At 60.1% G+C, this 25656-nt stretch carries 23 protein-coding genes and 1 pseudogene; 7 read left to right on the top strand and 17 right to left on the bottom strand.

What is annotated here, in order from left to right:
- Nucleotides 1-93: 93 nt before the first annotated feature.
- From RFN30_RS27865 to RFN30_RS27850, 4 genes are read left to right on the top strand one after another with little or no spacing between them, the layout of a single operon-like run.
- Entirely contained in the window at nucleotides 94-951 is an 858-nt protein-coding gene (locus RFN30_RS27865) for a carbohydrate ABC transporter permease (protein WP_320265317.1), read from the top strand.
- Nucleotides 948-1784, top strand: a complete 837-nt coding sequence (locus RFN30_RS27860; protein WP_320265274.1) for a carbohydrate ABC transporter permease — start codon at nucleotides 948-950, stop codon at nucleotides 1782-1784. The genes RFN30_RS27865 and RFN30_RS27860 overlap by 4 nt, the downstream gene beginning before the upstream one ends.
- 32 nt (nucleotides 1785-1816) lie before the next feature.
- Complete coding sequence (locus RFN30_RS27855; RefSeq protein ID WP_320265273.1) at nucleotides 1817-3085, top strand: extracellular solute-binding protein; 1269 nt, start codon at nucleotides 1817-1819, stop codon at nucleotides 3083-3085.
- Between the two features lie 43 nt (nucleotides 3086-3128).
- Nucleotides 3129-3893: an HpcH/HpaI aldolase family protein gene (locus RFN30_RS27850; RefSeq protein WP_320265272.1), complete on the top strand. Its 765-nt coding sequence runs from the start codon at nucleotides 3129-3131 to the stop codon at nucleotides 3891-3893.
- 93 nt (nucleotides 3894-3986) lie between these two features.
- Here RFN30_RS27850 and RFN30_RS27845 read toward each other — a convergent pair whose 3' ends face one another.
- The 7 genes from RFN30_RS27845 to RFN30_RS27815 all read right to left on the bottom strand — a co-directional run bounded on the left by RFN30_RS27845 (nucleotide 3987) and on the right by RFN30_RS27815 (nucleotide 10450).
- Entirely contained in the window at nucleotides 3987-4808 is an 822-nt protein-coding gene (locus RFN30_RS27845) for a class I SAM-dependent methyltransferase (protein WP_320265271.1), read from the bottom strand.
- A gap of 42 nt (nucleotides 4809-4850) precedes the next feature.
- The gene (locus RFN30_RS27840; protein WP_320265270.1) at nucleotides 4851-5975 is read right to left on the bottom strand and encodes an aminotransferase-like domain-containing protein; all 1125 of its coding nucleotides are present in this window, start codon (nucleotides 5973-5975) and stop codon (nucleotides 4851-4853) included.
- Between the two features lie 219 nt (nucleotides 5976-6194).
- Nucleotides 6195-6803: a CDP-alcohol phosphatidyltransferase family protein gene (locus tag RFN30_RS27835; RefSeq protein ID WP_320265269.1), complete on the bottom strand. Its 609-nt coding sequence runs from the start codon at nucleotides 6801-6803 to the stop codon at nucleotides 6195-6197.
- A 30-nt stretch (nucleotides 6804-6833) separates the two neighbouring features.
- On the bottom strand, nucleotides 6834-7625 hold the full coding sequence (locus RFN30_RS27830) for a phosphocholine cytidylyltransferase family protein (RefSeq protein ID WP_320265268.1): 792 nt from the start codon (nucleotides 7623-7625) through the stop codon (nucleotides 6834-6836).
- Nucleotides 7626-7649: 24 nt separating this feature from the next.
- Nucleotides 7650-8834: an aminotransferase class I/II-fold pyridoxal phosphate-dependent enzyme gene (locus RFN30_RS27825; protein ID WP_320265267.1), complete on the bottom strand. Its 1185-nt coding sequence runs from the start codon at nucleotides 8832-8834 to the stop codon at nucleotides 7650-7652.
- A gap of 38 nt (nucleotides 8835-8872) precedes the next feature.
- Nucleotides 8873-9811: a phosphoenolpyruvate mutase gene (gene aepX, locus RFN30_RS27820; RefSeq protein WP_320265266.1), complete on the bottom strand. Its 939-nt coding sequence runs from the start codon at nucleotides 9809-9811 to the stop codon at nucleotides 8873-8875.
- 426 nt (nucleotides 9812-10237) lie between these two features.
- Entirely contained in the window at nucleotides 10238-10450 is a 213-nt protein-coding gene (locus tag RFN30_RS27815) for a helix-turn-helix domain-containing protein (protein ID WP_320217193.1), read from the bottom strand.
- A gap of 140 nt (nucleotides 10451-10590) precedes the next feature.
- Here RFN30_RS27815 and RFN30_RS27810 point away from each other — a divergent pair, with 140 nt between their 5' ends.
- Nucleotides 10591-10830: a DNA -binding domain-containing protein gene (locus RFN30_RS27810; RefSeq protein WP_320265316.1), complete on the top strand. Its 240-nt coding sequence runs from the start codon at nucleotides 10591-10593 to the stop codon at nucleotides 10828-10830.
- Between the two features lie 894 nt (nucleotides 10831-11724).
- Here RFN30_RS27810 and RFN30_RS27805 read toward each other — a convergent pair.
- The 10 genes from RFN30_RS27805 to ccoN all read right to left on the bottom strand — a co-directional run bounded on the left by RFN30_RS27805 (nucleotide 11725) and on the right by ccoN (nucleotide 23587).
- Nucleotides 11725-12840, bottom strand: a complete 1116-nt coding sequence (locus RFN30_RS27805; RefSeq protein ID WP_320265265.1) for an omptin family outer membrane protease — start codon at nucleotides 12838-12840, stop codon at nucleotides 11725-11727.
- 782 nt (nucleotides 12841-13622) lie between these two features.
- A complete protein-coding gene (gene ubiM / locus RFN30_RS27800; RefSeq protein ID WP_320265264.1) occupies nucleotides 13623-14804 on the bottom strand; it encodes a 5-demethoxyubiquinol-8 5-hydroxylase UbiM in 1182 nt (393 codons plus the stop codon).
- A gap of 724 nt (nucleotides 14805-15528) precedes the next feature.
- Nucleotides 15529-15684: a cbb3-type cytochrome oxidase assembly protein CcoS gene (gene ccoS / locus RFN30_RS27795; RefSeq protein WP_320217189.1), complete on the bottom strand. Its 156-nt coding sequence runs from the start codon at nucleotides 15682-15684 to the stop codon at nucleotides 15529-15531.
- Entirely contained in the window at nucleotides 15681-17954 is a 2274-nt protein-coding gene (locus tag RFN30_RS27790; RefSeq protein ID WP_320265263.1) for a cation-translocating P-type ATPase, read from the bottom strand. Before RFN30_RS27790 ends, ccoS begins: the two co-directional genes overlap by 4 nt.
- The gene (locus RFN30_RS27785) at nucleotides 17951-18403 is read right to left on the bottom strand and encodes a FixH family protein (RefSeq protein WP_430699092.1); all 453 of its coding nucleotides are present in this window, start codon (nucleotides 18401-18403) and stop codon (nucleotides 17951-17953) included. Before RFN30_RS27785 ends, RFN30_RS27790 begins: the two co-directional genes overlap by 4 nt.
- A gap of 41 nt (nucleotides 18404-18444) precedes the next feature.
- Complete coding sequence (gene ccoG, locus RFN30_RS27780) at nucleotides 18445-20004, bottom strand: cytochrome c oxidase accessory protein CcoG (protein ID WP_320265261.1); 1560 nt, start codon at nucleotides 20002-20004, stop codon at nucleotides 18445-18447.
- A gap of 200 nt (nucleotides 20005-20204) precedes the next feature.
- Complete coding sequence (gene ccoP, locus RFN30_RS27775; RefSeq protein WP_320265260.1) at nucleotides 20205-21068, bottom strand: cytochrome-c oxidase, cbb3-type subunit III; 864 nt, start codon at nucleotides 21066-21068, stop codon at nucleotides 20205-20207.
- A 2-nt stretch (nucleotides 21069-21070) separates the two neighbouring features.
- Complete coding sequence (locus tag RFN30_RS27770) at nucleotides 21071-21220, bottom strand: cbb3-type cytochrome c oxidase subunit 3 (RefSeq protein WP_320228015.1); 150 nt, start codon at nucleotides 21218-21220, stop codon at nucleotides 21071-21073.
- Between the two features lie 13 nt (nucleotides 21221-21233).
- The gene (gene ccoO, locus RFN30_RS27765) at nucleotides 21234-21965 is read right to left on the bottom strand and encodes a cytochrome-c oxidase, cbb3-type subunit II (protein WP_320265259.1); all 732 of its coding nucleotides are present in this window, start codon (nucleotides 21963-21965) and stop codon (nucleotides 21234-21236) included.
- Complete coding sequence (ccoN, locus tag RFN30_RS27760) at nucleotides 21956-23587, bottom strand: cytochrome-c oxidase, cbb3-type subunit I (RefSeq protein ID WP_320265258.1); 1632 nt, start codon at nucleotides 23585-23587, stop codon at nucleotides 21956-21958. The genes ccoO and ccoN overlap by 10 nt, the downstream gene beginning before the upstream one ends.
- Nucleotides 23588-24650: 1063 nt before the next feature.
- Between ccoN and RFN30_RS32465 the strand changes: the two genes are divergently transcribed.
- The gene (locus RFN30_RS32465; RefSeq protein ID WP_430681829.1) at nucleotides 24651-24914 is read left to right on the top strand and encodes an Lrp/AsnC ligand binding domain-containing protein; all 264 of its coding nucleotides are present in this window, start codon (nucleotides 24651-24653) and stop codon (nucleotides 24912-24914) included.
- Nucleotides 24915-25269: 355 nt separating this feature from the next.
- Nucleotides 25270-25583, top strand: a pseudogene (locus tag RFN30_RS27755) (MFS transporter); the annotation flags it as partial.
- Nucleotides 25584-25656 lie beyond the last annotated feature (73 nt).

Here is a 25656-nt window from a genome sequence, read left to right as displayed (position 1 = left end):
GCTGTCAGTCGGCTTGCCCAGCCTGCGGAAGGGGTCGCGGGGAAGCTATCGTCGCGCGTCTCGCTGCCACGAAGACACTGGTTGCATGAGGCAATGTGGGGTTGGGCACTGATTGCGCCCGCTCTCATCTTTCTCGTCGTTCTGTTCTTCCTGCCGGTTATCGGCGTCTTTGTCATAGCGTTTAGCGACTGGCAGTTCGGCGCCAGCTCGCTTTCCTTCGTCGGCCTGGCAAACTTCCGCGAAGTCATCTTTGACGAGGGTTTTCGAGCGTCGCTGATCAATACTGTCGTCTACGTAGCGATGGTTGTTCCGGGAACCGTCCTTGCGGGACTTTTGATCGCGCTGCTCATAGAGAGCAGCCATTCGTGCCGCGCTCTTTATCGAGCAGTTCATTTCTTGCCCTTCATGGCCACGGCAACTGCAATGGCGATCTCGTGGGAGGCCTTGCTCCATCCCACCATCGGCCTGGTCAACCACAGCCTCGCGGCCCTTGGTTTACCTGTCGCCAACTGGCTGCGCGACGAAACGACGGCCCTGCCTGTTCTCGCCGTTATCGGCATCTGGCAGAATCTCGGTTACGCCATGGTGCTCTTCATGGCGGGGCTGAAGTCGATCCCGCTCGATTTATACGACGCCGCTGATGTTGACGGGGCCGATCAGTGGCTCGATCGCCTGCGAACCGTCACCCTTCCAATGCTTGGACCGGTGTCCATGTTCGTCGTCATCGTTGTGGCGCTTAGAGCTTTCGAAACCTTCGACACGATCCAGATCCTGACCCAAGGCGGCCCGGGCCACTCCTCGGAAATGCTGCTCTACACGATCTACCGGGAAAGTTTTGAATACTTGCGCGCGGGCTATGGCGCCGCGGTCGCCATCGTCTTTCTCGCAATCGTCGTGGCGCTGACCCTGCTCCAGGCGCGTAGCATGGACAAACGGGTACACTATCAATGAGCGCGACCCGCCTTTCTCCTGCGGCAGCCATCCTGCGCCACGGCGTGCTGGTCCTCACGTCCGCATTCATTCTCGTGCCCTTCGTTTGGATGGTCAGCCTGTCGCTCAAATCGCCTGGTGAGATCTTTCGGGCGACCTTCTCGGTCCTTCCTGCACAATTTTATGGTGTCGACAATTACGCCAAGGCGATCACTTCGGTGCCTCTGCCGCGGTACATGGGCAACGGCCTCCTTGTCTGCGCTCTGATCCTGGCAGCACAAATTCTCGTGTGCGCGCCGGCGGCTTACGCTCTGGCCAAGCTCAAGTTCTGGGGTCGCGATTTCATTTTCGCCATGGTTCTCGTCGGGCTGCTTCTGCCGCACCAGGTGCTGTCCCTTCCCTTGTTCATCCTCTGCTACAAGCTCGACATCCTGAACACGTACTTGGCCCTGGTTATTCCATACGTCGTCTCACCGTTCGGTATTTTTCTCTTCCGCCAATTCTTCAAGAAGATCCCGAACGACATTGTCCACGCGGCTCGGCTTGATGGCCTGTGCGAACTTGCCATCGTCTGGAAAATCATGGTGCCGATGGCGCTGCCTGCCGTCATCGCGTTTTCCATCTTCTCGGTTGTCGCTCACTGGAACGATCTTTTCTGGCCGCTGATTGCGGTGCGCGACGGCAACCTGATGCCTGCGCCGCTCGGGATCATGGCTTTCAAGAACGAAGAGGCCGGGAATGACTACGGCCCATTGATGGCCGCATCGACACTGGTCGTCGCCCCTTTGCTCATCGCATTCCTGGCCGCGCAGAAGTGGTTCGTGGAGGGAATGACTGGTGGGTCGGTGAAATGAACGCAGCTCACAAATACAATGAGGATCAACCAATGTTCGAAATCACGCGGCGCCATTTTCTCGCCGGTTCATCATCCATCTTCCTTACCACGGGGTCTCTCGCGCGCGCGGCGCCCCCGGATGCGCTGCGCGTAGTCGCGCTCCCCTCCATATTCGCCGACATGTATTCCGCGCTGGGAGCTGCCTATCAGGCGGGACATGATGTTGCGTTGAACATAGACACCTCGATTCGAGAGGATGAGACCGCCATCACCACCGTGCTGCGCTCGGCAATGGTTGGGGAACTGCCGGACGTCCTGTTCATCAGCCCGAACTGTCTTCGTGTATTCGCCGACAGAAAGCTTGCGCAAAGCCTGGATGATTACCAGCGCAACGAAGCCGGTTGGGGCCAAAGTTTCTCACCGGCCGTGACACGGATCGGCCGCTTTGGAGCAAGCATGCACGGCCTTGGCTTTGCGGTCTCGATGCCGGTGATCCTCTATAACCTCGACCTCTTGAAACAAATTGGCGTCAGCGAGCCGCCGGGCTCCTGGGAAGCAATCACGGCGCTGGGCCGCAAACTCGATGCCATGGGCAAAGGCCAGGTCGTGGGCGCGTTTATGGAGTACGACAACGGAGGCAACTGGACGTTCCATTGCCTCTTGAATGGGTTTGGCGGCCGCATCTTGGCCGATGACGAACGCAACGTCGGATTTGTCGGGCCCGAAGGGCTCGCCGCTCTTGGAATTTTGCGGGATTTCGGCGCATGCGGACAAGCGCGAGCGGACATGTCACGCGATCAGGCGCGACAGGCATTTTCCGCGGGTCAGATCGGCATCCTGTGCACTTCAAGCAGCAGTTACGCGGCTATCGCCAAACGCGCCGAAGGACAGTTTCAAGTTGCGATGCGGCCGTTCCCGGTTGCCAATGAAGCCGGTCACCTGCCCGCCGCCGGACCCATCAGCATCATGTTCTCCAAGGATCCGGAGCAGCGACAAAAGGCATGGGAGTTCATGAAGTTCGCTTCAGGTGTCGCGGGGCAGACAATCGTGGCGACGCGCACGGCTTATCTCCCGGCCAACGATCTCGCGCTGAGCACCGAAGCGCTCCGGGAATATTATGCATCGCGTCCCAACCTCCAGGCGCTGATCCCGGCGTTGTCGGTGATGGGACCATGGGAAGCGTTCCCGGGCGAGAACTCAGTCAAGATCACCACCGTGATAAAGAACCACTTGGCGTCGGTGGTTTTGCTGAAAGTCGCACCCGAGCAAGCACTGGAGCAGATGGGACGTGACGTCTCCGATCTGCTGCCGTTGCATTGACCGACCCTGACCCCAACCACTCCTCAATCAAAGGTGTTATCAAATGGCATCATTCCTAAAGCGTGACTTGTCAGCCTCTCGCGCGCTAAAAGAAAAACTCCGCTCCGGGGACATCGGCACCCTGGTACACTCCAGTCATCCCTCCCCCAGCCTAGTGGAAAAACTGGCTGAATGCGGGTTCGATGCCGTCCTCATCGACTGTGAGCACGGTTCGGCCGGTCCGGAACGGGTGGAAGAGATGGCGCGCGCTTCGAGTCTGTCCGGAATCGTTTCGATCCTGCGGCCGGAAGATCCCTCGCCATGGATGGTGACCAAGTATCTCGAATGCGGCGTCGATGGTCTAATGATCCCGCTGGTGTCGGACGCGAAAGTAGCGCAGAGCATCGTGGACCGGTTCAGGTTCTCCGCGCCATTCGATCACCAGGACCGGTTGCTTATCCTGATGATCGAGACCATCGAGGCAGTCAACAACTTGCCGCAAATCATGGCCGTCGAAGGCGTCGATGCCTATCTGGTTGCCCCTGGGGACCTGGCCCTCACGATCGGCGCTCAGCCCATCACCTACGAATGGCAGCAAGGCAACAAGCCGCAAGCCGTTGCCGAAGTCGTCGATCGTGCGATCAAAACGATAGTGGACGCAGGCAAGATCTGCGGCACGCTCGTCAACCATAGCGACGTGGGGTCCTTCGTCGATAAGGGCGTTCGGCTCGTTTATGATCATGCGAACCATATGTTGAGCTATGGCGCTCGTGAGTTCCATGGTCGTTTGAAGCAGTCGCCATATAAACTGGAAGCGGTTTCTGCATAATGTTGGCCGTTCAGCATGTCCCGCCAAGCCTCGGCGCGACATGCTGAACGAGGCTGAGATGATCCGCGCCCCATACGGGCGAGACACTGCTCGTTATGGCCGCGCTGCCAAGAGCAAAGAAGCGACGCCGCGCTCGATGAACGTCCCGGTGGGCGACATCGCCGAGAGTCGGGACCGCAAGCCATCCTCGAATGCCGGCCGTCGGTCGCCGAGCACCCCAGGGCAAGCCTTGGATGTGGACAAGATATAGCCGACGAGCGAATCCAGATCCCAACGATGTTCGTAAGGAAAGCTTTTGTCCTGAATGTCGCTGAAGGCGGAACGGGCAAGGATGACATCATTCGCGACCTTCAAGGCAGGTCGGATACCTTCGCTGCCCGCCGGAAAGAAACCGCCCCAGAAAGCCTCGGTATAGGCGAGTTGTTCCAACCACCAATCATCGGGTGAACAGTTCGAACGGTGCCTGGAAATGACAGCGATAGCACAGTCGTGCGCCGCCACCTTCTCAAGGTACTTCACGACCCGCTCCCGATCCATCCAATGGAACGCGCCCGCTATCGTGACCAGTGAAAACGGGCCGATGTCCAAGCCAAGCTCCTCGGATTTTCCGATCACGAAGGAGACGTTCCGAGCGCCGGACCTGGCGGCGTATTGGCGTGCCTCATCGACCATACCTTGATCGGGGTCGACGGCGATGACTTCATCGGCAAATCGAGCAAGCGGAACACTGATCTGGCCCGTTCCACAGCCAAGATCGAGCAAGACGGCCGGCTCCCGGCCAGAAAGGTAATTTTGTGCCAAGAAATCGAACATCGCGGCCGGATAGTCTGCTTGGTAGCGCGCAAAATAGTAAGCGGCTCCCGCAAACAGATCCGCAGGCGCCGTGGTCATTATTCGACGGTCTGTTGTGCTCATTTCCCGTATTCCTTGTCTTGATGGATGCACTGTTTAACGTCTTCATGGTGGGTCGTGTGAGAGATGGGCGGAAAGGATTTCCGCAACGATCGACAAACCGGCATGAAGCTGCGCGTGATCCTGGGGACCAGTAATTGCCACGCGGATCGCGTTGGGAGGTGGCTGATCGTCCACCGAGAAAACCCTGGCGGATCTAATCTGGACGCCAGCCGCCAGAGCGGCTTCGACGACTGCGTCACAGCCCGCATTTTGAGGCAGTTCTATCCACAAGTGCAAAGCCCCCGGCACGGTTTTGGCGCCGGATGGGCCAAGATGCTGCAGGGCCAATTGTTGCCTTGCCGTGACTTCGACACGCGCGGTGTCGACGATTTGCCCAGCGTTGCCCCCTTCGACCCAGTGCGCAACGAGCTCGCAGGACAAAGAGTTGGCAAACATCGACGACGACCTTAGATGCGGCCTGAATACATCTGCCGCCGCGAGGCCCTCGGGCATCGCCAGATAGGCCAATCTAAGGCCCATCGCGAAGCACTTGGAAACGCTCATAATGTACCAGGTGGTATCCGGGGCGTGGGCGTATAGTGATGGTGGTGCTTCCGGATGGAGACGGCCGAGCACATCGTCTTCTATGATCGCAACGTTGTGCGCTCGTGCCACGCGGACAATTTCGGCTCGCCGACTTGCTGACATGACTGCCGTGGTGGGATTCTGGACTGTCGGGGTGCAGTAGAGAAGTTTGGGACTGGCTCGCCGACATACAGCCTCGAGCGCGGCCGGCTCGACCCCTTCCGCGTCCATTTCGACACCGATTACGATAAGGCCGAGCGACAAGGCTATCGGACGTATCAGGAGATAAGCCAGCTTTTCGGCCACAATGACGTCACCCGGTTTGCACAAGTGCCGCAGTATGACGACGAGCGCGTTTTGGGTGCCGTTGGTCACCAGGATGCGATCCGCGGGGACGATCTCACCGACGCGCGGCTTTATCCATATGGAGCCGATCTCGCGATCCCGTTCCTCTCCACCGGGCCGATTTTTCCGGATCCGCCAGTGGAGCTGCGATTGCGAGGCCAGTTCGACGAGGGATCGAGACAAAGCCTCTCCCATAAAAGATGGGCACGGCGGCAGCGCGGTAGAAAGATCGATTGCGCTGGTTCGCGGATGGCTCATGAGGCGCTCCCTGGTTTTCGTGGGTGCCGACAAGGGGCAAGAAGCTTGAAGTCGTGGCTGTCGTCGTTTGCGAACGTAGCCGCGAGCGACCTCGGGAACGACAGAGCCATGCCTATCAATTGTTCGGCCCTACGTCGGCCTGCCGCAATGGCTGAGCACGGTCGCCCGGACACAAAGGGTACGTCGGCCTGCCGTGCTCGCGGCACTTTCCCGCCGGCCTCAAGACGCGCCCCGAAATGCGAGCGCCGCGGATGCAACGACGCAAAACGCCGTCACGACCAAATACATGAAGCCCGCGGTTTTAGGCACACGGACCGGCGAGACGTGGAGAATGGCGAGCAGGATGAGGATGAATGCGAACAGCTTCGCGAAAATACTTTCGGGGAGAGTGGGACGAAGCAAGAACACAATCGCCGTCACCGGCATGACCCAGCTGGTCGGCACTCCGACGAACCGCCCTGTCGGAGACCCGACCACGTTGAAGAAACTCAGCCGCAAGGCGCTGGCGACGACGAGAATGGCTCCGCAAACAACGCACAGTGGCGATCCGTGCCCGACGACGATCAGGGTCACGGCTGGAAAAATTCCGGCGCTGACGAGATCGGCGAGTGAGTCCAAATTCTTGCCGACCTCTCCCGTTTGCGCCGAACGGCTGCCTCGCATTCGCCGCGCGACGACGCCGTCGAAATGATCAGCCAAGAGCGCCCACAAAACGATTGCCACGCCGATCTCCGGAAACCCGGCGATCGAGAAATCGATGCCGATCGCGGAGAGTGCGAGGCCCATGGCGGTCATTGCATTTGCCGGATCGACAAGCAGGCGGATCATCGATACCTCCCTGGCTGATTATCGCAGGCGCTACGCCCGGGCGGGGTGGAGCGGCTGCGCGGCATCAGCAAAGATGCTGTGCGCGCTGTGCAGATCCTCGGCACTGTCGATCTCGCACCACTTCACGCCATCGCAACAGGCCGCGGCTAGTTGGAGCCCGCGCCTTTCCACGAGATAGGCAAGAAGTTCCTCTATGTGAGCCTGAGTAGCACCTGAGCCGATGACCTCGTCGAGCGCGGGAACGATGAGGCCTCTAAGGGTAGACGCGGCCAAACGCAGTAGATTCATCGTCTTGAAGAGCTTGGGCCCGCTTTCGGCAAGATCTGCCGCGGTCTGTTTTGTGCGGAAAGTCGAGATCAATCCGCTCGCCGAAATGACCGCCGCCGACCCTTGCATCGTAGCGTCGAACGTTACAACGGCGGCAACGTCGGTGGCATCGGCTATGTTAAGATAGTGGAGTGCATCCTCTTCAAAGAAGACGTCGCCTTCGAGAAGATAGCAATCCCCCGAAAGCAGCATATCGCGGGCTAGCCAAAGCGAATAGGCGCTGCCGGTGCGGTCGAAAACCGTTGACTCCACATACGTGATCTCGATGCCGTGGAAGCGGTTGCCGCATGCGTATTGAATAGCGTCTTTGCGGTAGCCGACGACGACTATGACCTCTTCCACGCCGATTGCTGCGAGGTTTCGCAGCGCATTGTGCAGGATCGACGTGCCGTTGACTTCGATCAGGGGCTTCGGCCGCAGATCGGTCAGCGGGCGCAGACGTGAGCCCATTCCGGCGGCGAGAATGACGGCTTTCTTGGGCGCGGCGACAGGCATGTCGATCCTCCTTTCTTCGTGGTGTCATTTCCAGCTGTTGAGGACATCAACCAGCCGGGTTAGCCCGGTTTCGAGTTGTTCGGGAGGAATTCCATAGGACAGGCGGAGACCGAGGGGATCGCCGAAGGCGGTGCCCGATACAGCTGCGACGCCGGCGTCGGCAAGGAGCGCGGTCACAACGTCATCGGCGCTCGCCTGACCATTCTTGAATGCGGGTCGCAAGTTGGAAAGATCAAGATAGAAATAAATGCCGCCCTGCGCCCGAGGCACGGGGATCCGCGTCAATGAGGAGAGGATGCCGAGACCGATCTGTCTGGAACTTGCCAGCTGCAAGCCTAGCTTGCTCTCATGGCGGCTGTCTCCCCGCTCAAGGTGCGCCAGCACCGCATGTTGGGCGATCACATTGGGATTTGAGGTGGTATGGGACTGCAAGGCCCTGACGGCATCAACAACTTCCTTTGGAGCCGCCAGATACCCGATCCGCCAGCCCGTCAGGGCCAGCGACTTGCTGAATCCGTTGACGATAATTGTTCGAGACCTGACTTCGGGCACAACCGAGACGATCGGGTGATGGGCATGATGGCCGTAGACGAAGTTGGCATAGCATTCATCGAAAATGACCCACAGGTCGCGGTTGATCGCCAGATGGGCGATCGCCGTCAACGTATCAAAATCGTAGACCGCACCCGACGGGTTGGCGGGCGTATTGACGACGATCGCACGGGTCTTTTCGGTCAAGGCCGCAGCGATGTCCTGGATCCGCGGGACGTAGGCGTTGGAACGCGTATCGACGAAAACCGGCTTGCCATCTGCAATTACGACCTGGGCCGAGAACGTCGTCCAGTAGGGACAAGGGATAATCACCTCATCACCTGGATTCAGCAGCACCATGGTTGCGTTGAAGAGCGCTTGCTTGGCGCCTGTCGTTGCCGCGATCTCGTCGGCTTTCCAGGTTTGGCCCGTATCGAAGGAGACCTTCCGCGCCAGCGCCTCGCGCAATTCCATCATGCCGAGCGTATCGGTGTAACGATTGACGCCCTTGTCGATAGCATTGATCGCGCCTTCGCGAATGGTCGGAGCGAGCTCGCTCCAGATCTCGCCAGCGGTCAGGTCGATCACCTCTTGGCGGCTGTGGGCTGCCTGTCTTGCGGCGGCCCGCGCCGCGGCGGTTCCAGATGAACCGAACGAGCTTGTGCGTCGAGCAAGCATCGGCGCCTCCTTGCCTTGATTTGGGAAGTCAGGCCCGTTTATCGGGTACTGCTCGCTATTTGCGGCAGATATTTTTGTTCGGCCGCGGAGAGCTCTTGATATTTCAGCAGATCAAAGAGGTCTTCGAGCGTCGCAACGTCGCGCTCGATCCCGGCGGTGCTCTCTTCGCGGATGATGCGGTCGCAAACCTGGCGCATGGCCGAGATCGCAGCACGCATATTATGGTTCGCCCAAATCACGGTTGAGATTTGTGCGGCTCTGTATTGCGCGACCGGCGCGCTGTAATATTTCGTCGGGACGATCACTACCGGAAGACGGTTCCTCCAGGCGCGGCTAAAGGCGAGAATTTCCGCTGCGTCTGGTTTGCGCGAATGGATCAAGATCGCGTCGGCACCGGCGTCAGCATAAGCATGTGCCCGCGTCAGCGCCTCATCCTGACCATGCCCCGCGATGAGTGCCTCGATCCGCGCGACCACAACAAATTCCGGATCCGGCACGTGGTCCCGAATAGCCTGCAGACGTCCGCAGAACTCACCGATCTCAGCGAGCGAGTGCCGGTCTGCAACAAACGAGTTCTTTTTTGGGAAGCTCTTATCCTCGACGCAGACACCGGCCGCCCCGCGTTGGTGCAGCTTGCGCGCGAACAGACGCGCGTTGTTGAAATTCCCGAATCCGCTGTCGCCGTCGACAAGAACAGGTATTTGCGTGGCCTCGACGATTCTGTGCACAGCATCGACGATCTCAGTCCACGACGCTTCGTTCGCATCGCGATAGCCCAGGCAGGACGAGATCGACAGTCCTGAGGCCCACAGACCTCGAAAGCCGGCGGCCTCCGCGACCGACGCCGACAGGGCGTCGTGGGCTTCCATAAGGAAAGCGATTTCATTCGAACATACCAGAGTCCGCAACGCCGATGCGGTGGATGCTTGGCGAGTTCCATTGTTAGAGTTCGCGGTTATGGTGACATCTCCTCTCATAGTTATGAATCCGGTTGCCGACTTGAGATCAATAACGTAGCCGACCCAATATGTCTTACAATCTTCCTCCAGGTCACCAAAGCATCACGGGAACCAAATCGAAGCATATCTATAACACTTTGCACGATATAACTAACAATAAAAGCTAGTTTTGTGAAACTTTCGTTACATCATTGTTTAACGATTACGGAACTTCGAAGCGACTATTAAACAATCGGCCACAATCATTCCTGGCTGTCGACCTCTCAATGATATTGGCTCTTTTGCTGTCGCGCCGGAAAACGGCTGGCGCGGCCATCAGGCCGATCGCATCGCCGAGCAGGTTCGATTTCCCGAGCGTCCGGTGAGCGCCGTCTGCGCGCAGCCGCCGCTCAGTTCAAGGGGTTGTCAAACGAGTCATGCCGACGGGGAATATGGATTGCTTGATCACCGGGGCGGCTTGATCAATTCGCAAGGATCAACATTAAGAGCTTTTGCGAGCCGACCCAGGACACTTACGCTCGCGGAGACGCGGCCGCGCTCGATTGAGCCCACATAACGCATGCTGAGCTGCGCGAGAGCCGCCAAGTCCTCCTGCGTCAGGTCCTGATGATGGCGCACGCGACGCATGTTGATCGCCATCACCTCTTTGAGGTCCATGGCGATATACGGACCAGAACCGGAACTATCGTTCTAGGAACGATCGTTCCTATTCGTTATAGTGAGCCGCGCAAAACACATTTGGGATCGTGGAAGACGCGCCCGGAAGCCGAACTCGCACAAAGCACTTGGACATCGAAATGCAAGACGAAGTTCCCTGGTCGGATAGCCTCACGGCCTACGACAAAGAGCATTTTACGACCTATATGCGGTTCCTGGACGCCGCCGCCGACAGTGCCAGTTACGAGGAAATGGCGCAGCTGATCCTCGGCATCGATTCCGAACGCGAACCGGAACGGGCCCGCAATGCGGCCCGCAGCCATCTCGATCGGGCGAACTGGATGGTGACGACAGGCTACAGGGAATTGTTCGCCGGCTGATTGGCGTTCCGACAAGAAAAAAGACGGCAGCCCGACACCGGGCGGCAGTGCCAGTGGCGAGATATGGACCGGGGCGCTTCGCCTCATCCTGCGGGCGGGAGCATTTGTGGCAGCATACGGCGATGCGGGCTGAGGCAAGATCCGGCGGAGGCTCCGTTTCCTCAGCCAACGCGACCCCCGGGGCCGACGAAAATGTCACCCAGGAACTCGGGGACGAAGGACCTCCAGCCGGAAGTCCCTGCCGAATTGCGCGCCAGGGACAGCAACTTGCTCAGGGGGAATTTCGCAGCGCACCTGGCAATCCATCCGCCGCAATAGCCCGAAAATCTACTGGCAGCTTTTTCATCGCCCAAGCATGTTCGCAATGCCGTGCCGGACGAACGGAAGGTATTGACCCAAGCGAAGCCCCACATGTCTTGCAAATCGGGCCACCCGGTGCTCGTTTGAGTAGATGAAGATCCGCGGCGGGTACCGCCCCGCGCCGCATATCGCGGCAAAATCCGATCTTAGCAGCGCCCTGGAAAAGCGCGTCCTCGCGACGAAGCGGGTTTACGGCGATGCGCCAGCTTATTGGCCTGCCAGACACAATGTCTGGCATGCCCGATGGCGGCCCGAGCTGATCTGAAGCGTGCGCAATCCAGACAGGTTTTGTGAACGACCCCGCTATCATCGTACGTCGGGAGCGGGTTTTAGCAAGGTTGTCGGCGCTGGCGCGACCATGGATAAATCACGGCCCGACAATCAAGAACGTAAGCGCACCGGCGCCCAGCGATCGTGAATACGTCACTCGGTGAGCGTGCCGCTTCGGCTGAGGCAATGGCTGGAAGCGATCGAGCGCCCATAGCAGTCTCGGCCTCCTTCGGCGCTTCGGCAAAGGTGCATGTCTCAGCATCCTCAAAAAGTGGCCTTGAGACCAAGGGAGACTGACATGGCTTGGAACGTCGCCGCGACACTGTCTTTCCACGGGCCCTTGAGCTGCCCTTTGTCGGTGTCTAAGCTTTCTTCGTCGCCGCGGGTGTGAAACACCCGATCGAAGGACCCCCGCAGATACAGCGAGGTGCATGGCGTTACCGCGTAACTAACCGCGATATCGGCTCCCATCGTCGGTGCTGTGTATAGGTCACTGTAAGTGCGATGCTCGCCCCAGTGGTCGTCTATGTCCTCGAAGCCGATGCTCAGGCCAGCTCGAATGCCCCCACTGACGCTAAGGTCACCGAGGACTTGTTCGCCGCTCAGGCTCACGAAGCCAACCGGAATTTTCTGCCGGTTGCTGATGACTTTACGGTTTCCCGACCAGATTTCGTGTCGGTCGCGAAAGAGCGGATCCCCGCTGGATTCGATGCCGTATCCCCCATAGGCTGTCCACTTAACATCGGTATAGCGCAAGCCCGCACCGACCGCGAGACTGCCGGTCTCATTGCTGCCGACGATCCGGTCAACCTCGATCGAACCGGCGAAATAGTGATCGAGGTCGGTATCGGGCATAACCGCGCGGCCGCTCCAGCTGTCGTGGAGCTTGCTGACCCAATCGCGATCGAGCAGGTGCCCGTCGCCGCCAATACCGACATCGAATCTGCTCTTTAGGCTCCATTCCTTATCGATGGGTGCACTGACCCCAACCGTCAGCAGAGTGACCTCTATGCTCTTCCAATCCAGCTGGCTGACCTTGTGATTGTGCCAGTCGTCGTGCTTCCAGTAGACAAATTCCTGGGCCCTGATGTCGGCAAGACCGATTTCGCCGGAAACCACGATGTTCCCATTGTCGATGTAAAATGGGCCCTTCCCCTCCGCAGCGAACGATGGCGCCGACAACAGGACACAAGAAGTGATGACGGCCTTGAAGGTGACGCGCTTTGCACGCTCACTGGCTTTTTCATTCGGCACATCAGTGTGGGGCCTTGACTTCTTCGCCGCTAAACTGCGGGCGGCTGCTGTTGGCCGATTAGGTGCGCTTCGCAGCGGCGAAAAAGACCGTGTTCCACCCTTCATGGACTTTTGAGAATGCAGCATGTCGTTGTCCTTCGTCTCAGAAGAATGGGAATTGTCAGAACGGTGCAGGAACGCGACGCGAGTATGCCTGGCTGTCGGCCGACCGATTTAGGTGACCGCTGGCGGGCGCAGGAATAGTCCCTTTTTTCGGCAAGGTGAGCGCCGATAGAGCATGCGTGGCTTAATAGGGATGTCGGAGGACCGCGGGCCTGCCTGCGGATGCGCTAGAATATTGGTCGGCCAGGATGTCGATACTGACCTGCGGCGGACGCACCACCGCTGTTTGGATTGTCTATCTGGCGAGGCTGTCATGGCTCCTGCTCGTGCGTGCTCAGAATCGCTTGTCTCTGTCCAAGCAATTGCCAGGCCAAACGGGAAACCGGCCCAAGAACCTGCTCACTCACACAGCAGCGTTGCACCCTCGTCAGAAGGCTGACAACGGGTGTGTCGGAGAGGCAACGGAGTTTGTCTGAGTTCCATGGACGGAGGCGAAAATTCAAACCTAGGTTGAAGCATCGTGTCTGACCGCTGCACGTAAGCGTGCCTGGTGAGGATCGGCGGCGGGGAGATCGGCCGCTCGAACCGGGGCACGCGAAGGTGACGTCCAGAAACCTGGTGCAGCTCGATAGAGCGGTGGTCATCGGTGCTTTTTCGAACCAGGCGAGGTATTCGGCAACCGACCTCCGCTGCCGTGCCGCTCGCGTGTCGTTGAGGGCCCGCTCGCGGGCGGCTTCGTCACCGCCGAGCGGCGGGACACGATGCAGAAGGCGTCGTGCTAGGGGTAAGCTACCCATGCCTGTGTTTCACCGCCTCAGCATGACCGAAATGCCATGGCGGACAAAGGGAAAATATTGGGCAAGGCGAAGCCCGACATGCCTTGCAAACCGTGCCGCCGCGTGCTCGCCTGAGTAGAGTCCGACAAGTAGATTCGTAGCATGATAGAGCGGTGCCGCCGACAGCCGAAGACAGCTTTCGTATCTGTGGAGCATGTCGGGATCAGCAATGTCGCGACGGTCGCCACGTGCTGTCAGGATTCTACGGGCGAGTTGCTTCTGACCGCAGAGGCCGATGTTGAAGCCATGGGCGGTCACCGGGTGCATGCCGACAGCAGCGTCGCCGATAAGTGCAGCGCCTGGAGCCCAGAAGCTGTGCGCCCAGGTCGTGACCAACGGATAGATATGGCGTTTGCTTGCAAGGGTCATTTTTCCGAGGCGCCCTCGACACCGGTTCGTCAATTCGATCAGGAACAGATCGTCGTCTAAAGCAAGAAGTCTATTGGCCTCGTTTGCGCGCAATGTGAGAAGCAATGACGACTCGCCTTCCATCAGCGGCAAGATCGCTATGGTCTGATGGTGATCGAACCATTCGATTGCGAGCTGATGGTGGGCGCGCTCGTGCCTGACCCGGCAAATCACCATCGAGCTGCCAAGCCGATTGATGTCGGCGGCGATGCCGAGCAGGTCGCGCGTGCGCGACAGACGCGAATCTGCTGCAACGAAAAGCCGAGCGGTCAACCGCCTGCCGTCGGAAAGCTTTACGATCGCCCCTTTGCGGCTGTTGGTTACACCAACGACCGAGTGGCCGCATAGCAGCTGGACACGGTGGTGCGAGCGGATGATCTTGAACAGGGCATCGCGGATCCGACAATTTGGGACCAGAAATCCGAGTGGTTCTGCAGATCCTCTTGGAGGATCGAAACACAGAGCGAAAGGGCTCGATCCGTTGAGCACGCGCGCGCCTTGCACTGGTGACTTGTGACCAGCGGGGATGGCGTCCCAGGCGCCGAGCTCGCGAAGGATGCTGATCGAGGCGAAGGTCAGCGCGATCTCGCGACCATCGAAAGGCGGCTTCGCCAGGCTTTCGAGGGCCTGCTGCTCAACCACCGCCACTTTGAGATCGCTCTCTGCAAGCGATGCGGCGAAGGAAAGTCCGACCGGCCCGGCTCCGGCGACGATGATGTCGAAACTGTCGTCGCTGCTGGCCATCAGCGCGCTGCCATCGCGTCGGCTATCTGGGTGAGGTGCTGGTTGCGTTGAGCCGCAATCCGTGGACCGGTTGCCCTGGCTGCCAGTGTGCGCCGCATTGCCTCAAGCCACTGGACACAAGAATGCGCATAAATCGGCAACGAAGGCTGCAGCCAGCAACGCAGCCGATAGGACCGCGGGCCGAGCCAGGCAGATTGCCAGCCAGCAAGAGGGATTCTCACCACGGCGGTTCGCTGAAGGTAACGACCACACTGTCCGTTAGACATGCATTCTCCCTTGAAGGATTGGTCGACGTAACCACGCCGCTCAGAAGATAACCTTGATCTGGATCAGCCAGACGCGGCAAAGCCGACAGCGGCTGGTTTTATGCTCGGACTGGTCAACGGCCCAAGAAAATGTCGGCCATGTGGTCACGTCATCCTGGAATGACGGGCGCCCCTCCGGCGTACGTTCGGCAAACTTAATCTTGGCTGATCCGTTTTTCGCGCCCGTCGCATCGGCTCGGCAGCCTTTCTAAGCAAACATCGGACGCTCCCGTCTGCCATGCGAGGTATTTTGTCACGTCAGCCGCCTGCACGGAGGAACGGGCGACAAGTCCTTCGAGCGGTAGGGCTAATTGAACGTCGCTTGGCGAGCTCGCTGTGGGAGCCTTGGTAGTCTGGCCCCGACCAAGTCGACCCGGCTGACCACCGCCATCCGTACAATCGCCGGCACAGCGATCGGGTCAGCGTTCCAGCTTGTCGTCCCAGTCGATGAGGATGCGCTCAGCGGCCCCGTTGAGATCCTCGTATTGACCACTCCTTAACGCCCATAGAAAGCCGGATAGGCCAAGCGCGCCAAGGAACAGCGCTGCTGGTAATAGGTAGACGAGCGTCGTCATGAGGGCTGCACCCATGCGCGGATGCCAGCGCGCGTTGCCGAAGGAGCCGTCGTGGTAGGTGCAAAGCCTTGCAGGCGCAGCGCGTTTCCAATGACTAGCAGCGACGAGGCGGACATGGCGATGGCGGCGATCAGCGGAGTGACGTGTCCAAGAATAGCGATCGGCACGGCAATCGCATTATAGACGATCGCGATGGCGATGTTCTGGCGGACCAATCGTCCCGCCCTCCGCGAGACGTCCAAGGCAAGGGGTACCGCCCATAGGCTCTCGCGAAGGAATACGAAATCCGCAGCGTTGCGGCTAATGTCGGCGGCGGTGGCCGGAGCGATCGAGACATGCGCCGCGCCCAGCGCCGGCGTGTCGTTCAGGCCATCGCCGACCATCAAGACCCGGTGACCATCATTGGTCAGCTGCCTGATCCGCTGGACCTTTCCCGAGGGCACGAGAGCGGGGGTAAAACGGTCGAGCTTTAGCGCGTCGGCGACTACGGCGCATGCGGCGGCCGTATCGCCGGACAACATTTCCACCGTAAGTCCGGCATGTTTCAACTGCGCAATGGCCGTGTCCGCACTCGCCCGCAAGGCGTCCTCGAATTCGAAGGATACGACGAGCCTTCCGTTTCGGGTCAGCACCGTCTCACCGGTTTTTCCTTCGGCACCGATCCGACCCTTGCTGCCGGCCCATCCCCGCCTGCCCAAGCGCCAGGTGCCGCCCGCGGCAGTCGCTTCGATGCCAAAACCCGGATGCTCTCTCACTTCATTGAACGTCGGCTGCCCGGCCGGGCTCGCGAGGCCGGCGAGCGCCTGCGAAAGCGGATGGCGGGAATGCGCGCCCATCGCGGCGGCGATGGCCAGCATGGCCGGATCGATAGACGACCTGTTGACGAGCCGGGGTTTTCCCAGCGTCAGAGTGCCCGTCTTGTCGAAGACCGCCGTGTCGATCGCCGCCAGGCGTTCCAGGGCCGACCCGTCCTTGACCATGATGCCGTTATCGAACAGTCGTCGCGCGGCGACAACCTGGACGATAGGCACGGCAAGGCCGAGTGCGCAGGGGCAGGTTATGATCAGGACGGCGATGGCGATCGTCATCGCCCTGTGCCAGTCTCCACTGGCGGCCATCCAGCCAAGAAACGTCGCGAACGCCGTCAGGTGTACCACCGGCGCATAAAGCACGGCAACGCGGTCTGCGATCCGGCGATAGTGGGCGCGGCCGCCCTCGGCGGCCTCCAGCAGACGGACCGTTTCCGCCAGGAAGGAATCCTTGGCGGCTGCGATCGCCTCGACAGTCAGCGGGCCGGTCAGGTTGAGCATGCCGGCCTGGACCAGGTCTCCCGCGTCGGCGTCTAGCGGCGTGCTCTCGCCCGAGACCAGTGAGCAATCAATGTCCGACGCGCCTTGAACGATCCTGCCGTCGACGGGTACCCGTTCGCCAGCGGCGATCAACACACGCATGCCCGGTTCGATCTCGCCGACCGGCAGATAGTCGCGTGCGCCGTTATCGCGCAAAACCATGGCACCGCGGGCAGCCAGCCGGGACAGGCCCTTGACGGCGGTTCGGGCCCGTTCGCGCAGCAGGTGGTCGAGCGTGCGGCCGATCAGCAGAAAGAACAGCAGCGATACCGACGCGTCGAAATAGGCGTGCTCGCCATGAATGACTGTCTCGTAGAGGCTCATCGCATAGCCGAGCGAAACTCCGACAGCGATCGGGACGTCCATGTTCATGCGGCCATGTCGCAGCGCATTCCAGGCCGACCGGAAGAAGATGCCGCCGCCGAATGCAAGCGCGGGAATGGCGATCAGCGCCGAGACCCAGTGGAACAGATCGCGGGTCGGCCCTTCAGCGCCCGACCAGACAGAGACCGACAGCAGCATGATATTGCCCGCAGCGAAGCCTGCCACCGCGACTGCCCGGACCAATCCCGAAAGCATCCCGTCCTTCTCGTCGCCGTCGGTTTCGAAGAGGTGCGCCGGATGACCCAGTCCTTCGAGCGTGGCCATGATCGGCGGCACCTCACCTTCGCGCCATTGCACCGACACCCGTTTCGTCGATAGGTTGACGCGCGCGCCCTCGACGCGGTCGAGTTTTGCGAGTGCTGCCTCGATCGCCTGGATGCAGGCTCCGCAGTGGACCGTCGGGACCGACAAGTCCGACTGAATGATGCCGTCGCCAAGACGGCGGCTTGCCAGCCTGATTTCCTGGTTTGAGGGCAGGTCCGGCGTCACCCTGCCTGGATCCGGAACCATCTCGGCGCCAGGTGCACAGCAACTCATTGCAACGCCCCATTGGAAACGATGACTCGGCGGACTTCCCGATAGGGCTTCGCAAGACCTGCGTCCGCGTCCACCTCAGCGATCCAGACGCCATTGCGGGGCGTATGCCGGGCCGCGTATTCCTGACCGGAGGCAAGGGCTAAAGTGATGGAGTAGTCCTCGGCTTCGTAGGCGGGATGACGAAAGAGCACCTTGACGCCATGCAATGCGACAGGCTTGCCAGCCGCATCCGCGAGGCTGTAGCGAACCTCGCCACCGACAATGGTCAACTGGCTCTTCCAGCCAAGTGCCGCTTGAGCGCGGCCTTCATCCGCGTTCTTGTTGAATTGCTGGCCCGCCACATAGGCGTTTTCGACGATGAGCCCGGTCCAGCTTGTAGTGGCAAGCGTCGCCATCAATGCATTGACGCTGACGACCACGCTGAAAAAGGCCGAGATGATGAGAAGCATGTGCCGGCCGGTGAATTCGCGAGGTTGCTCTGTTTTGGTGCTCACCTGGTCGTCTCCGGCGCGTTGAAGGTGGCGATGTATCGGTCCGATTCCAAACCGGCCTGGTCGTTTGCGACGAACGTGAAGGTCTGTGTCTGGCCCCGGAGCTGATTGGCGGGCTGGCGCACGAAGATTTTCAACGTTTTGAGGCGGTCGGGTTCGACGGGGATAGCGAAGGAACGGCCTGCGGGCAGGTCAGAGCCAACGAGGTTCATTTGCGCGCCTTCCAGTCCCTGCATCGTGACGACTATGGTTCGCGGCTCAGGGGTCATGTTTAGCAGCTTCACAGTGTAGCCGTTGCGGATGGATCCATCGGACAGCGTCACGAATTGCGGGTTGCGGTCGTGAAGCACGTTCACCTGGAGCCGGTTGCGGGTCATCAGTGAAAAAAGCAGTCCGATGCCGACCAGCGACCACAAGGCCATGTAGACAAAGGTGCGCGGACGAGAGATCTTGCGAACGTGGAAATGCGTCAGTTTGTCGGAGAAAGCGCCGCCGGCGGTCCGAACGAGAGTGGGATCGATCGGGCGGGTGCCGCCTGCCGTCGCTATGGCCATGTTGGTGTTGTAGTCGGAAAGCGTCGCGTAGGAGATCAGCCCGCGTTCGCGGCCGAGCTTATCCATGATGTTGTCGCAGGCGTCTATGCACAGCGCGCAGGTGATGCATTCGAGCTGCTGGCCGTCGCGAATGTCGACCCCCATCGGGCAGACGGCGACACAGGCCTTGCAGTCGACGCAGTCGCCGACCGCTTGGCCGGCGGCCAATGCCTTCTTGGCATGGCGTGACCGCGGCTCGCCGCGCCAGTCGTTGTAGGTCACCGTCAACGAATTTTCGTCGAGCATGGCGGCCTGGATGCGCGGCCACGGGCACATGTAGGTGCAGACCTGCTCGCGCATCAGCCCGCCGAACAGATAGGTGGTTCCGGTCAGAACGCCGATGGTGACATAAGCGACGGGCGCGGCGGTTCCGGTGGCGACTTCGCCGAGCAACCTAGGCGCGTCGGCGAAGTAAAAGATCCAGGCGCCGCCGGTGGCCACCGCAATGACCAGCCAGATCGCGTGCTTCGATGCTCGCAGGACCAGCTTGCGTGCGGTCCATGGTGCCGCGTCGAGTTTCATGCGGGCATTGCGGTCGCCTTCGACGGCGCGCTCGACGACTAGGAAAAGGTCGACCCAGACCGTCTGCGGGCAGGTATAGCCGCACCAGGCCCGCCCGATCGTCGATGTAATGAGGAACAGGCCGACGCCGGCCATGACCAGCAGGCCGGCGACGTAGTAGAATTCCTGCGGCCAGATCTCGATGAAGAAGAAGTAGAAGCGGCGGTTCGCCAGGTCGATGAGAACGGCCTGATCCGGAGCGAATGGTCCGCGATCCCAGCGCAGCCAGGGCGTGAGATAATAGATGCCGAGCGTGATCGCCATGACCAGCCATTTGAACTGGCGGAAACGGCCGGAGGCGCGCTTGGGGAAGACCTTCTTGCGCGCGGCATAGAGCGGCTGGCGTGTCGTGGCGGAGTTGACCGCTTCGGCTTCGAGCCATTTTATCTGCTTGTTATCAAGCACGAGAAGCTCCGGTGACCAGCGACGATGTTCGCGCCCGACACTCGGCCACGGGTTCTGGCCGAAGGTCGGGCGACCCTTGCCGCATGGCGGGCAGCGTCGCGTTGAGGAAGTTCAATCGCGGACTGCCGCAACGCGGTCGAGGCCCGGCTCGCGCCGGGCCTCGTCGCTTGGCGGGGGGAGGGCCGAGAATAGGCCGCCGCCTACTCTCCGCCGCCAAGCGAATGGACATAGACTGCAAGTTCCTTGACCTTGATCTCGCCGAGGCGCTCGATCCACGCTGGCATCACGCCTTGTTTCGGGGTGCGGACCTGGGCGGCTATCGCCGTCTCGCCTGGTCGATAGAGCCAGATCGCATCGGTCAGATCGGGTGCGCCGAATTCCCTGTTGCCCTTTGCGTTCTCACCATGGCAGACAGCGCAGTTTTCCGCGAAGACCTTGGCGCCGGGCTCAATCAGGCTCTTGTCCTTGATGGTCCCCGAGAGGCTGGCAACGAAAGCGCTGACCTGGGCGATCTGTTCGGGCTTGAGCACATCGACGAAGGCAGGCATCTCCGACTGGCGGGTGTCACCATCCGCGGTGAAACGAATGCCGTGCGTGATCGTTTGCTGGATCTCTCCCGTCTTGCCTCCCCACAGCCAATCGTCATCGTTAAGGTTCGGAAATCCTTTCGAACCTTGCGCGCCGGATCCGTGGCATTGCACGCAGTTGACCTTGAATGCCGCGCCGCCGGCCGAGACGGCAAACTCGCGCAGCGCGTCGTCGCCGGCGATTTCGGAGACGCTCTTGGACTGGATCGCCGCGACATATTTGGCCTTGGCGGCTTCGGCCGCAGCCATCTTGTTCTTGACGTCATTGCGGCTTGAATAGCCGAGCGCACCTTTTGTTGCAAAGGTCAGCATCGGCCAAGCCGGATAAGCGATGGTGTAGCCGATCGCCCAGGCGATGGTGACGTAGAAGGTGACCACCCACCACCGCGGAAGGGGGTTGTTGAGTTCCCTGATGCCGTCCCACTCATGACCGGTGGTTGAGATGCCCGACATATCATCGATATACTGCGTGCTCATGATCAGTCGTCTTTGAAGGGGATGTGTGCGGCTTCATGAGCCTGACTGCGACCGCCCGGTCTGAGCGCGAAGGCAACGCATCCAGCAAAGAAGAGCACCATGGCAAGCAGGCCACAGCTGTCGGCAAACTCGCGCATCAGGTTGTAGTCCATCGGTTTGTTCTCCTCAGCGGTAGCCAACGGCTTCGTCGTAGGTCTTGAAGTCGACCAGCGTACCGAGCATCTGCAGATAGGCGACCAGGGCATCCATCTCGGTCACCTGCTGCGGATTGCCGTCGAAGTCGCCGACCTTGGCTTTCGGGTAGCGGCTTTCCAGTCCGGACGTGTCGGCGTTGGGATCGGCCTGCGCCATCAGATCGGCGTTGGCTTGCGAGATCATGTCATCGGTGTAGGGGACACCGACGCGCCGGTTGGCGACGAGATGCGTGGAGAAGTCCTTCACGTCGATCGGCTTGTCCTTCAGGAAGGCGTAGCTCGGCATGATCGATTCCGGCACGACGGAACGCGGATCGGTGAGGTGCTGAACGTGCCAGCTGTTGGAGTAGCGGTCGCCGACGCGTGCTAGGTCCGGCCCGGTGCGCTTGGATCCCCACTGGAACGGATGGTCGTACATCGACTCGGCCGCCAGGCTGTAATGGCCATAGCGCTCCACCTCGTCGCGGAACGGCCTGATCATCTGGCTGTGGCAGAGATAGCATCCCTCGCGCACATAGATGTTGCGTCCGGCGAGCTCGAGCGGCGAGTAGGGGCGCATCCCCTCGACCTTCTCGATCGTGTTGTCGAGATAGAAGAGCGGCGCGATCTCGACGATGCCGCCGACGGTCACGACCAGCAAGGACCCGACGAGAAGCAGCGTGGCGTTCTTCTCGATCAGCGCGTGCTTGTCCATCAAGCCCATTTTCTGGCTCCTGATCGCGCAGGCTGGAGGGCGGCGACAGAGCCCGGCATCGGATCCTCTTCACGTTGGTAGCCACGAATGGTCATTGTGATGTTCCAAGCCATGATCAGTGCACCGGAGAGGTACATGGCGCCCCCTGCGGCGCGCATGACGTAGTAGGGATGCATGGCGGCGACCGTTTCTGCGAAGGTGTAGACGAGGAACCCCTGCTCGTCGTACTCGCGCCACATCAGGCCCTGCATGATGCCGGAAACCCACATCACGGCCGCGTAGACCACGATGCCAAGGGTCGCCAGCCAGAAGTGCCAGGTGACGAGGCGCAGCGAGTAGAGACGCTCTCGATTCCAGAGTTTCGGCACCATGTAGTAGATCGCGCCGAACGAGATCATGCCCACCCAGCCAAGCGCGCCGGAGTGCACGTGGCCGATGGTCCAGTCCGTGTAATGCGAGAGCGAGTTGACAGTCTTGATCGACATCATCGGGCCTTCAAAGGTCGACATGCCGTAGAAAGCGACGGCCGCAACCATCATGCGGATGATGGGATCGGTGCGCAGCTTGTCCCAGGCGCCGGACAGCGTCATCAGGCCGTTGATCATGCCGCCCCAGGACGGCATCCAAAGCATGATCGAGAACACCATGCCGAGGGTTTGCGCCCAGTCTGGCAGGGCGGTGTAGTGGAGGTGATGCGGCCCGGCCCAGATATAGAGGAAGATCAGCGCCCAGAAGTGGATGATGGATAGACGATATGAATAGACCGGGCGGTTCGCCTGCTTCGGCACGAAGTAATACATCATGCCGAGGAAGCCGGCCGTCAGGAAGAAGCCGACGGCATTGTGCCCGTACCACCACTGCGTCAGGGCATCCTGAACGCCCGAAAAGGCGGAGTAGCTCTTGGACCCCAGGAAAGAAACCGGCATCGACAGGTTGTTGACCACATGCAGCATCGCAATGGTGATGATGAAGGAGAGGTAGAACCAGTTGGCGACGTAGATATGCGGTTCCTTGCGCTTCAGGATGGTGCCAAGGAAAAGGACCAGATACGCGACCCAGACGATTGTCAGCCAGATGTCGACGTACCACTCAGGCTCGGCGTATTCGCGGCCTTCGGTGATGCCCAGCAGATAGCCGGTCGCGGCCATGACGATGAAGAGCTGGTAACCCCAGAAGACGAACCAGGCGAGGTTGCCGCCGAAGAGGCGCGCGCGTGAGGTGCGCTGGACCACATACAACGACGTGCAAAGCAGCGCGTTGCCGCCGAAGGCGAAGATGACGCCGGAGGTATGAAGCGGCCGCAACCGGCCGAAATTGAACCAGGGCTCGATATTGAGATGAGGGAATGCAAGCTGAAGCGCGATGACGACGCCGACCAGCATGCCGATGACACCCCAGAACACCGTGGCGATGGCCCCATAGCGGATTGGTCCATCCATGTAAGCTGCGGGGTCGATTGGAACTGCCGGCTTGAAGTCGGTGTTGCGCATCAGCATCGCATTGAAGCCAGCCACGCTGAAGAACAGAACCCACATGTGCTGGCGAAAAGGTTCATCCACCCCGAAGCCGGCAGCCACCACTGCTGCGAAAGCAAAAAGGCCTAGAAGGACCATCTCTGTGCCAAATTTCATCGCAAGTCCCGATCTGGAAATTCCGGCGGACGCCAATCCGCGTCGCATCAATTACGCAGTCGCGGCCTGTTTGCCCTGATCCATGTCAGAGCCGCACGATTTTACCTCTGGCAGCATCGAGTTCGGTGCGATGAGAAGGTGGCGATTGAAGGAGGAGCGCGGCAAGCCCGCTTACTGCAACAAGGCCCCCTCCCCGGGCCGCTGCGGCGTGGTGGCAATCGCGGGCAATCTGATGACGCGAGTGGGGCTGCGAAGTATGGCCGATGGCTTGCCGACGTCGACAGGATTGGCGAAGCGCGACCGCCCCGAAGCCGGGCCAATGGCAAAACCAAGACACGCGGCAACATTGCTGGCCAAACCAAACATTTGGCAATCTGTGCCAAGGCCTTTGTCCCCGACACTGCGAGCCGCTCGGATCGGACGGGACCGCTGGTCGCCTCTGGCCATGCCGGCGATCGGCTCGCTATCTACTTCGGTACGCTGATGTCGAGGTGGTCAGAAGGTTATTTCATGACCACGTCACGCCTTCGGCAGAACGCCGCGGACGGAAAACCTTGCTCAACTTTCTTGGAGTTGCCCCTGGCTGGTCATCCATCGCTACGCTTTTGGCCCCTCCTTCTCAATAAAGCGATCGTATTCATGATCCGACGAGGTTGCAGCCAGGCGCGGGATGAAATCGCGCCCCCATGCCGCAATCCGGGCCGTCATCTGTGGCACCGTACTGCCCCGATGGCCAAAGGGAACATTCGCCGTCCCCCGGCGACAACGTCGTCATTCGACGTGAATTCACGGATTGTGACTATGCCAGGTACGACATGTTTGCGTGGGCGATCGTCGGACGACTTGCAAGCCACGTGTAGGCCTGGGTATACGAGAGGTCTTCGCGCAACTTCAAAGGGAGATGGTCGGCTGGAAAGCGCGAACATACTGTCGTCGGCAGTTTGGATTCGAATAGAAAGCGTGGGTCAACCCCGCACAGCGGTTTTCTCACCGCGGCTCGATCCCGCTGAAACCGCGGCTGACTCCATGAGGTGTTTAAGTTGGAAAAACCGGAGAGAGAAATTTGACAACCGGTAGCAAAATCCCGGTCCGGATCGAGTTGGAGGCCGTTAGCTCACACACGGTCGAGCGCTTCGAAAATTCTCTTCGAAAGCACCCTGAAATCGAAGAATGCTATGCGGTGAGCGGCAAGACGGATTACCTTCTATACGTCTGCGTAAAAGACATCCGGGGCTACGAAGAGATTCACCGGGAAGTCCTTTCCAGGCTACCTGGGGTAAGAAAAATTAGGGCGGATATTCCTCTACGTCGTGTCGTTCCATTTTGATGGATAGCGCGGCCCGAGCGCGTCCACGAAACCTTCATTTAGGTGGAGGTAAGGCCAAGCGCGTCTAAATTGCCGAGAGGCTGGCTCACGTTGCTGGCGATTGATACGAGAAGGAAGATACGTGCTGAGAATGACGCGGGCCGAGCTTTACGATCTGGTCTGGTCGAAACCGATGACCGAAATCGCAAGGCAGTATGGCATCAGAGACCGCATGTGGCGCGGACATGCGATGCGTATGAGATCGCTCAGCCGCGTGCCGGCCATTGGCGCTCGCGGGCGCAGGCATGTGAGGCCGTGGCCAACGGCTAGTGGCGAAAAAAACCGCCGAAGTTCTCGCCAACATTTCGTCAGTGCGATCGCCTCGCTGGCCTCGGCCAGCCTCTTCGCCGTCTTCACCTACATCAAGCCGTATCGGATCGACGTTTCCGGCCTGTCGACGGCGACCGTGACCTGGGTGCAGCTCTTGTTCGGCGCCGGCATGACCATCGGCAACATCATCGGCGGCAGACTGGAAGCTGATGCCGACGTGTGATCGCCACGCTCCTCGCCATGGCCCTGCTGTTTGTCGTCTTTACCAAGCCCGGTGCGATTGCCGCGGTAGCCGTGGCCATCGTCTTCCTGTGGGGCATGCTGATCTTCATCGTCGTGCCGCCGCTGCAGATCCGAGTCGCTTCATGGACCGGAGCCGATAAGCGGCCTGAGGCGGTCCAGCAAGGCCTGGCGGTCGGCGACGAGGGTGTCG

It is taken from the genome of Mesorhizobium dulcispinae (genome assembly GCF_033977345.1).
GTDB lineage: Bacteria > Pseudomonadota > Alphaproteobacteria > Rhizobiales > Rhizobiaceae > Mesorhizobium > Mesorhizobium dulcispinae.
Note: the sequence above shows the minus strand (reverse complement) of the source record. Positions and strands in the feature narration are given on the sequence as shown.

Excerpts from the sequence above, each read along its gene's own strand:
- RFN30_RS27865 (WP_320265317.1), top strand. The coding sequence starts at position 94 with ATGTGGGGTTGGGCACTGATTGCGCCCGCTCTCATCTTTCTCGTCGTT.
- RFN30_RS27860 (WP_320265274.1), top strand. The coding sequence starts at position 948 with ATGAGCGCGACCCGCCTTTCTCCTGCGGCAGCCATCCTGCGCCACGGC.
- RFN30_RS27855 (WP_320265273.1), top strand. The coding sequence starts at position 1,817 with ATGTTCGAAATCACGCGGCGCCATTTTCTCGCCGGTTCATCATCCATC.
- RFN30_RS27850 (WP_320265272.1), top strand. The coding sequence starts at position 3,129 with ATGGCATCATTCCTAAAGCGTGACTTGTCAGCCTCTCGCGCGCTAAAA.
- RFN30_RS27845 (WP_320265271.1), bottom strand. The coding sequence starts at position 4,808 with ATGAGCACAACAGACCGTCGAATAATGACCACGGCGCCTGCGGATCTG.
- RFN30_RS27840 (WP_320265270.1), bottom strand. The coding sequence starts at position 5,975 with ATGAGCCATCCGCGAACCAGCGCAATCGATCTTTCTACCGCGCTGCCG.
- RFN30_RS27835 (WP_320265269.1), bottom strand. The coding sequence starts at position 6,803 with ATGATCCGCCTGCTTGTCGATCCGGCAAATGCAATGACCGCCATGGGC.
- RFN30_RS27830 (WP_320265268.1), bottom strand. The coding sequence starts at position 7,625 with ATGCCTGTCGCCGCGCCCAAGAAAGCCGTCATTCTCGCCGCCGGAATG.
- RFN30_RS27825 (WP_320265267.1), bottom strand. The coding sequence starts at position 8,834 with ATGCTTGCTCGACGCACAAGCTCGTTCGGTTCATCTGGAACCGCCGCG.
- aepX (WP_320265266.1), bottom strand. The coding sequence starts at position 9,811 with ATGAGAGGAGATGTCACCATAACCGCGAACTCTAACAATGGAACTCGC.
- RFN30_RS27815 (WP_320217193.1), bottom strand. The coding sequence starts at position 10,450 with ATGGACCTCAAAGAGGTGATGGCGATCAACATGCGTCGCGTGCGCCAT.
- RFN30_RS27810 (WP_320265316.1), top strand. The coding sequence starts at position 10,591 with ATGCAAGACGAAGTTCCCTGGTCGGATAGCCTCACGGCCTACGACAAA.
- RFN30_RS27805 (WP_320265265.1), bottom strand. The coding sequence starts at position 12,840 with ATGCTGCATTCTCAAAAGTCCATGAAGGGTGGAACACGGTCTTTTTCG.
- ubiM (WP_320265264.1), bottom strand. The coding sequence starts at position 14,804 with ATGGCCAGCAGCGACGACAGTTTCGACATCATCGTCGCCGGAGCCGGG.
- ccoS (WP_320217189.1), bottom strand. The coding sequence starts at position 15,684 with ATGACGACGCTCGTCTACCTATTACCAGCAGCGCTGTTCCTTGGCGCG.
- RFN30_RS27790 (WP_320265263.1), bottom strand. The coding sequence starts at position 17,954 with ATGAGTTGCTGTGCACCTGGCGCCGAGATGGTTCCGGATCCAGGCAGG.
- RFN30_RS27785 (WP_430699092.1), bottom strand. The coding sequence starts at position 18,403 with ATGCTTCTCATCATCTCGGCCTTTTTCAGCGTGGTCGTCAGCGTCAAT.
- ccoP (WP_320265260.1), bottom strand. The coding sequence starts at position 21,068 with ATGAGCACGCAGTATATCGATGATATGTCGGGCATCTCAACCACCGGT.
- RFN30_RS27770 (WP_320228015.1), bottom strand. The coding sequence starts at position 21,220 with ATGGACTACAACCTGATGCGCGAGTTTGCCGACAGCTGTGGCCTGCTT.
- ccoO (WP_320265259.1), bottom strand. The coding sequence starts at position 21,965 with ATGGGCTTGATGGACAAGCACGCGCTGATCGAGAAGAACGCCACGCTG.
- ccoN (WP_320265258.1), bottom strand. The coding sequence starts at position 23,587 with ATGAAATTTGGCACAGAGATGGTCCTTCTAGGCCTTTTTGCTTTCGCA.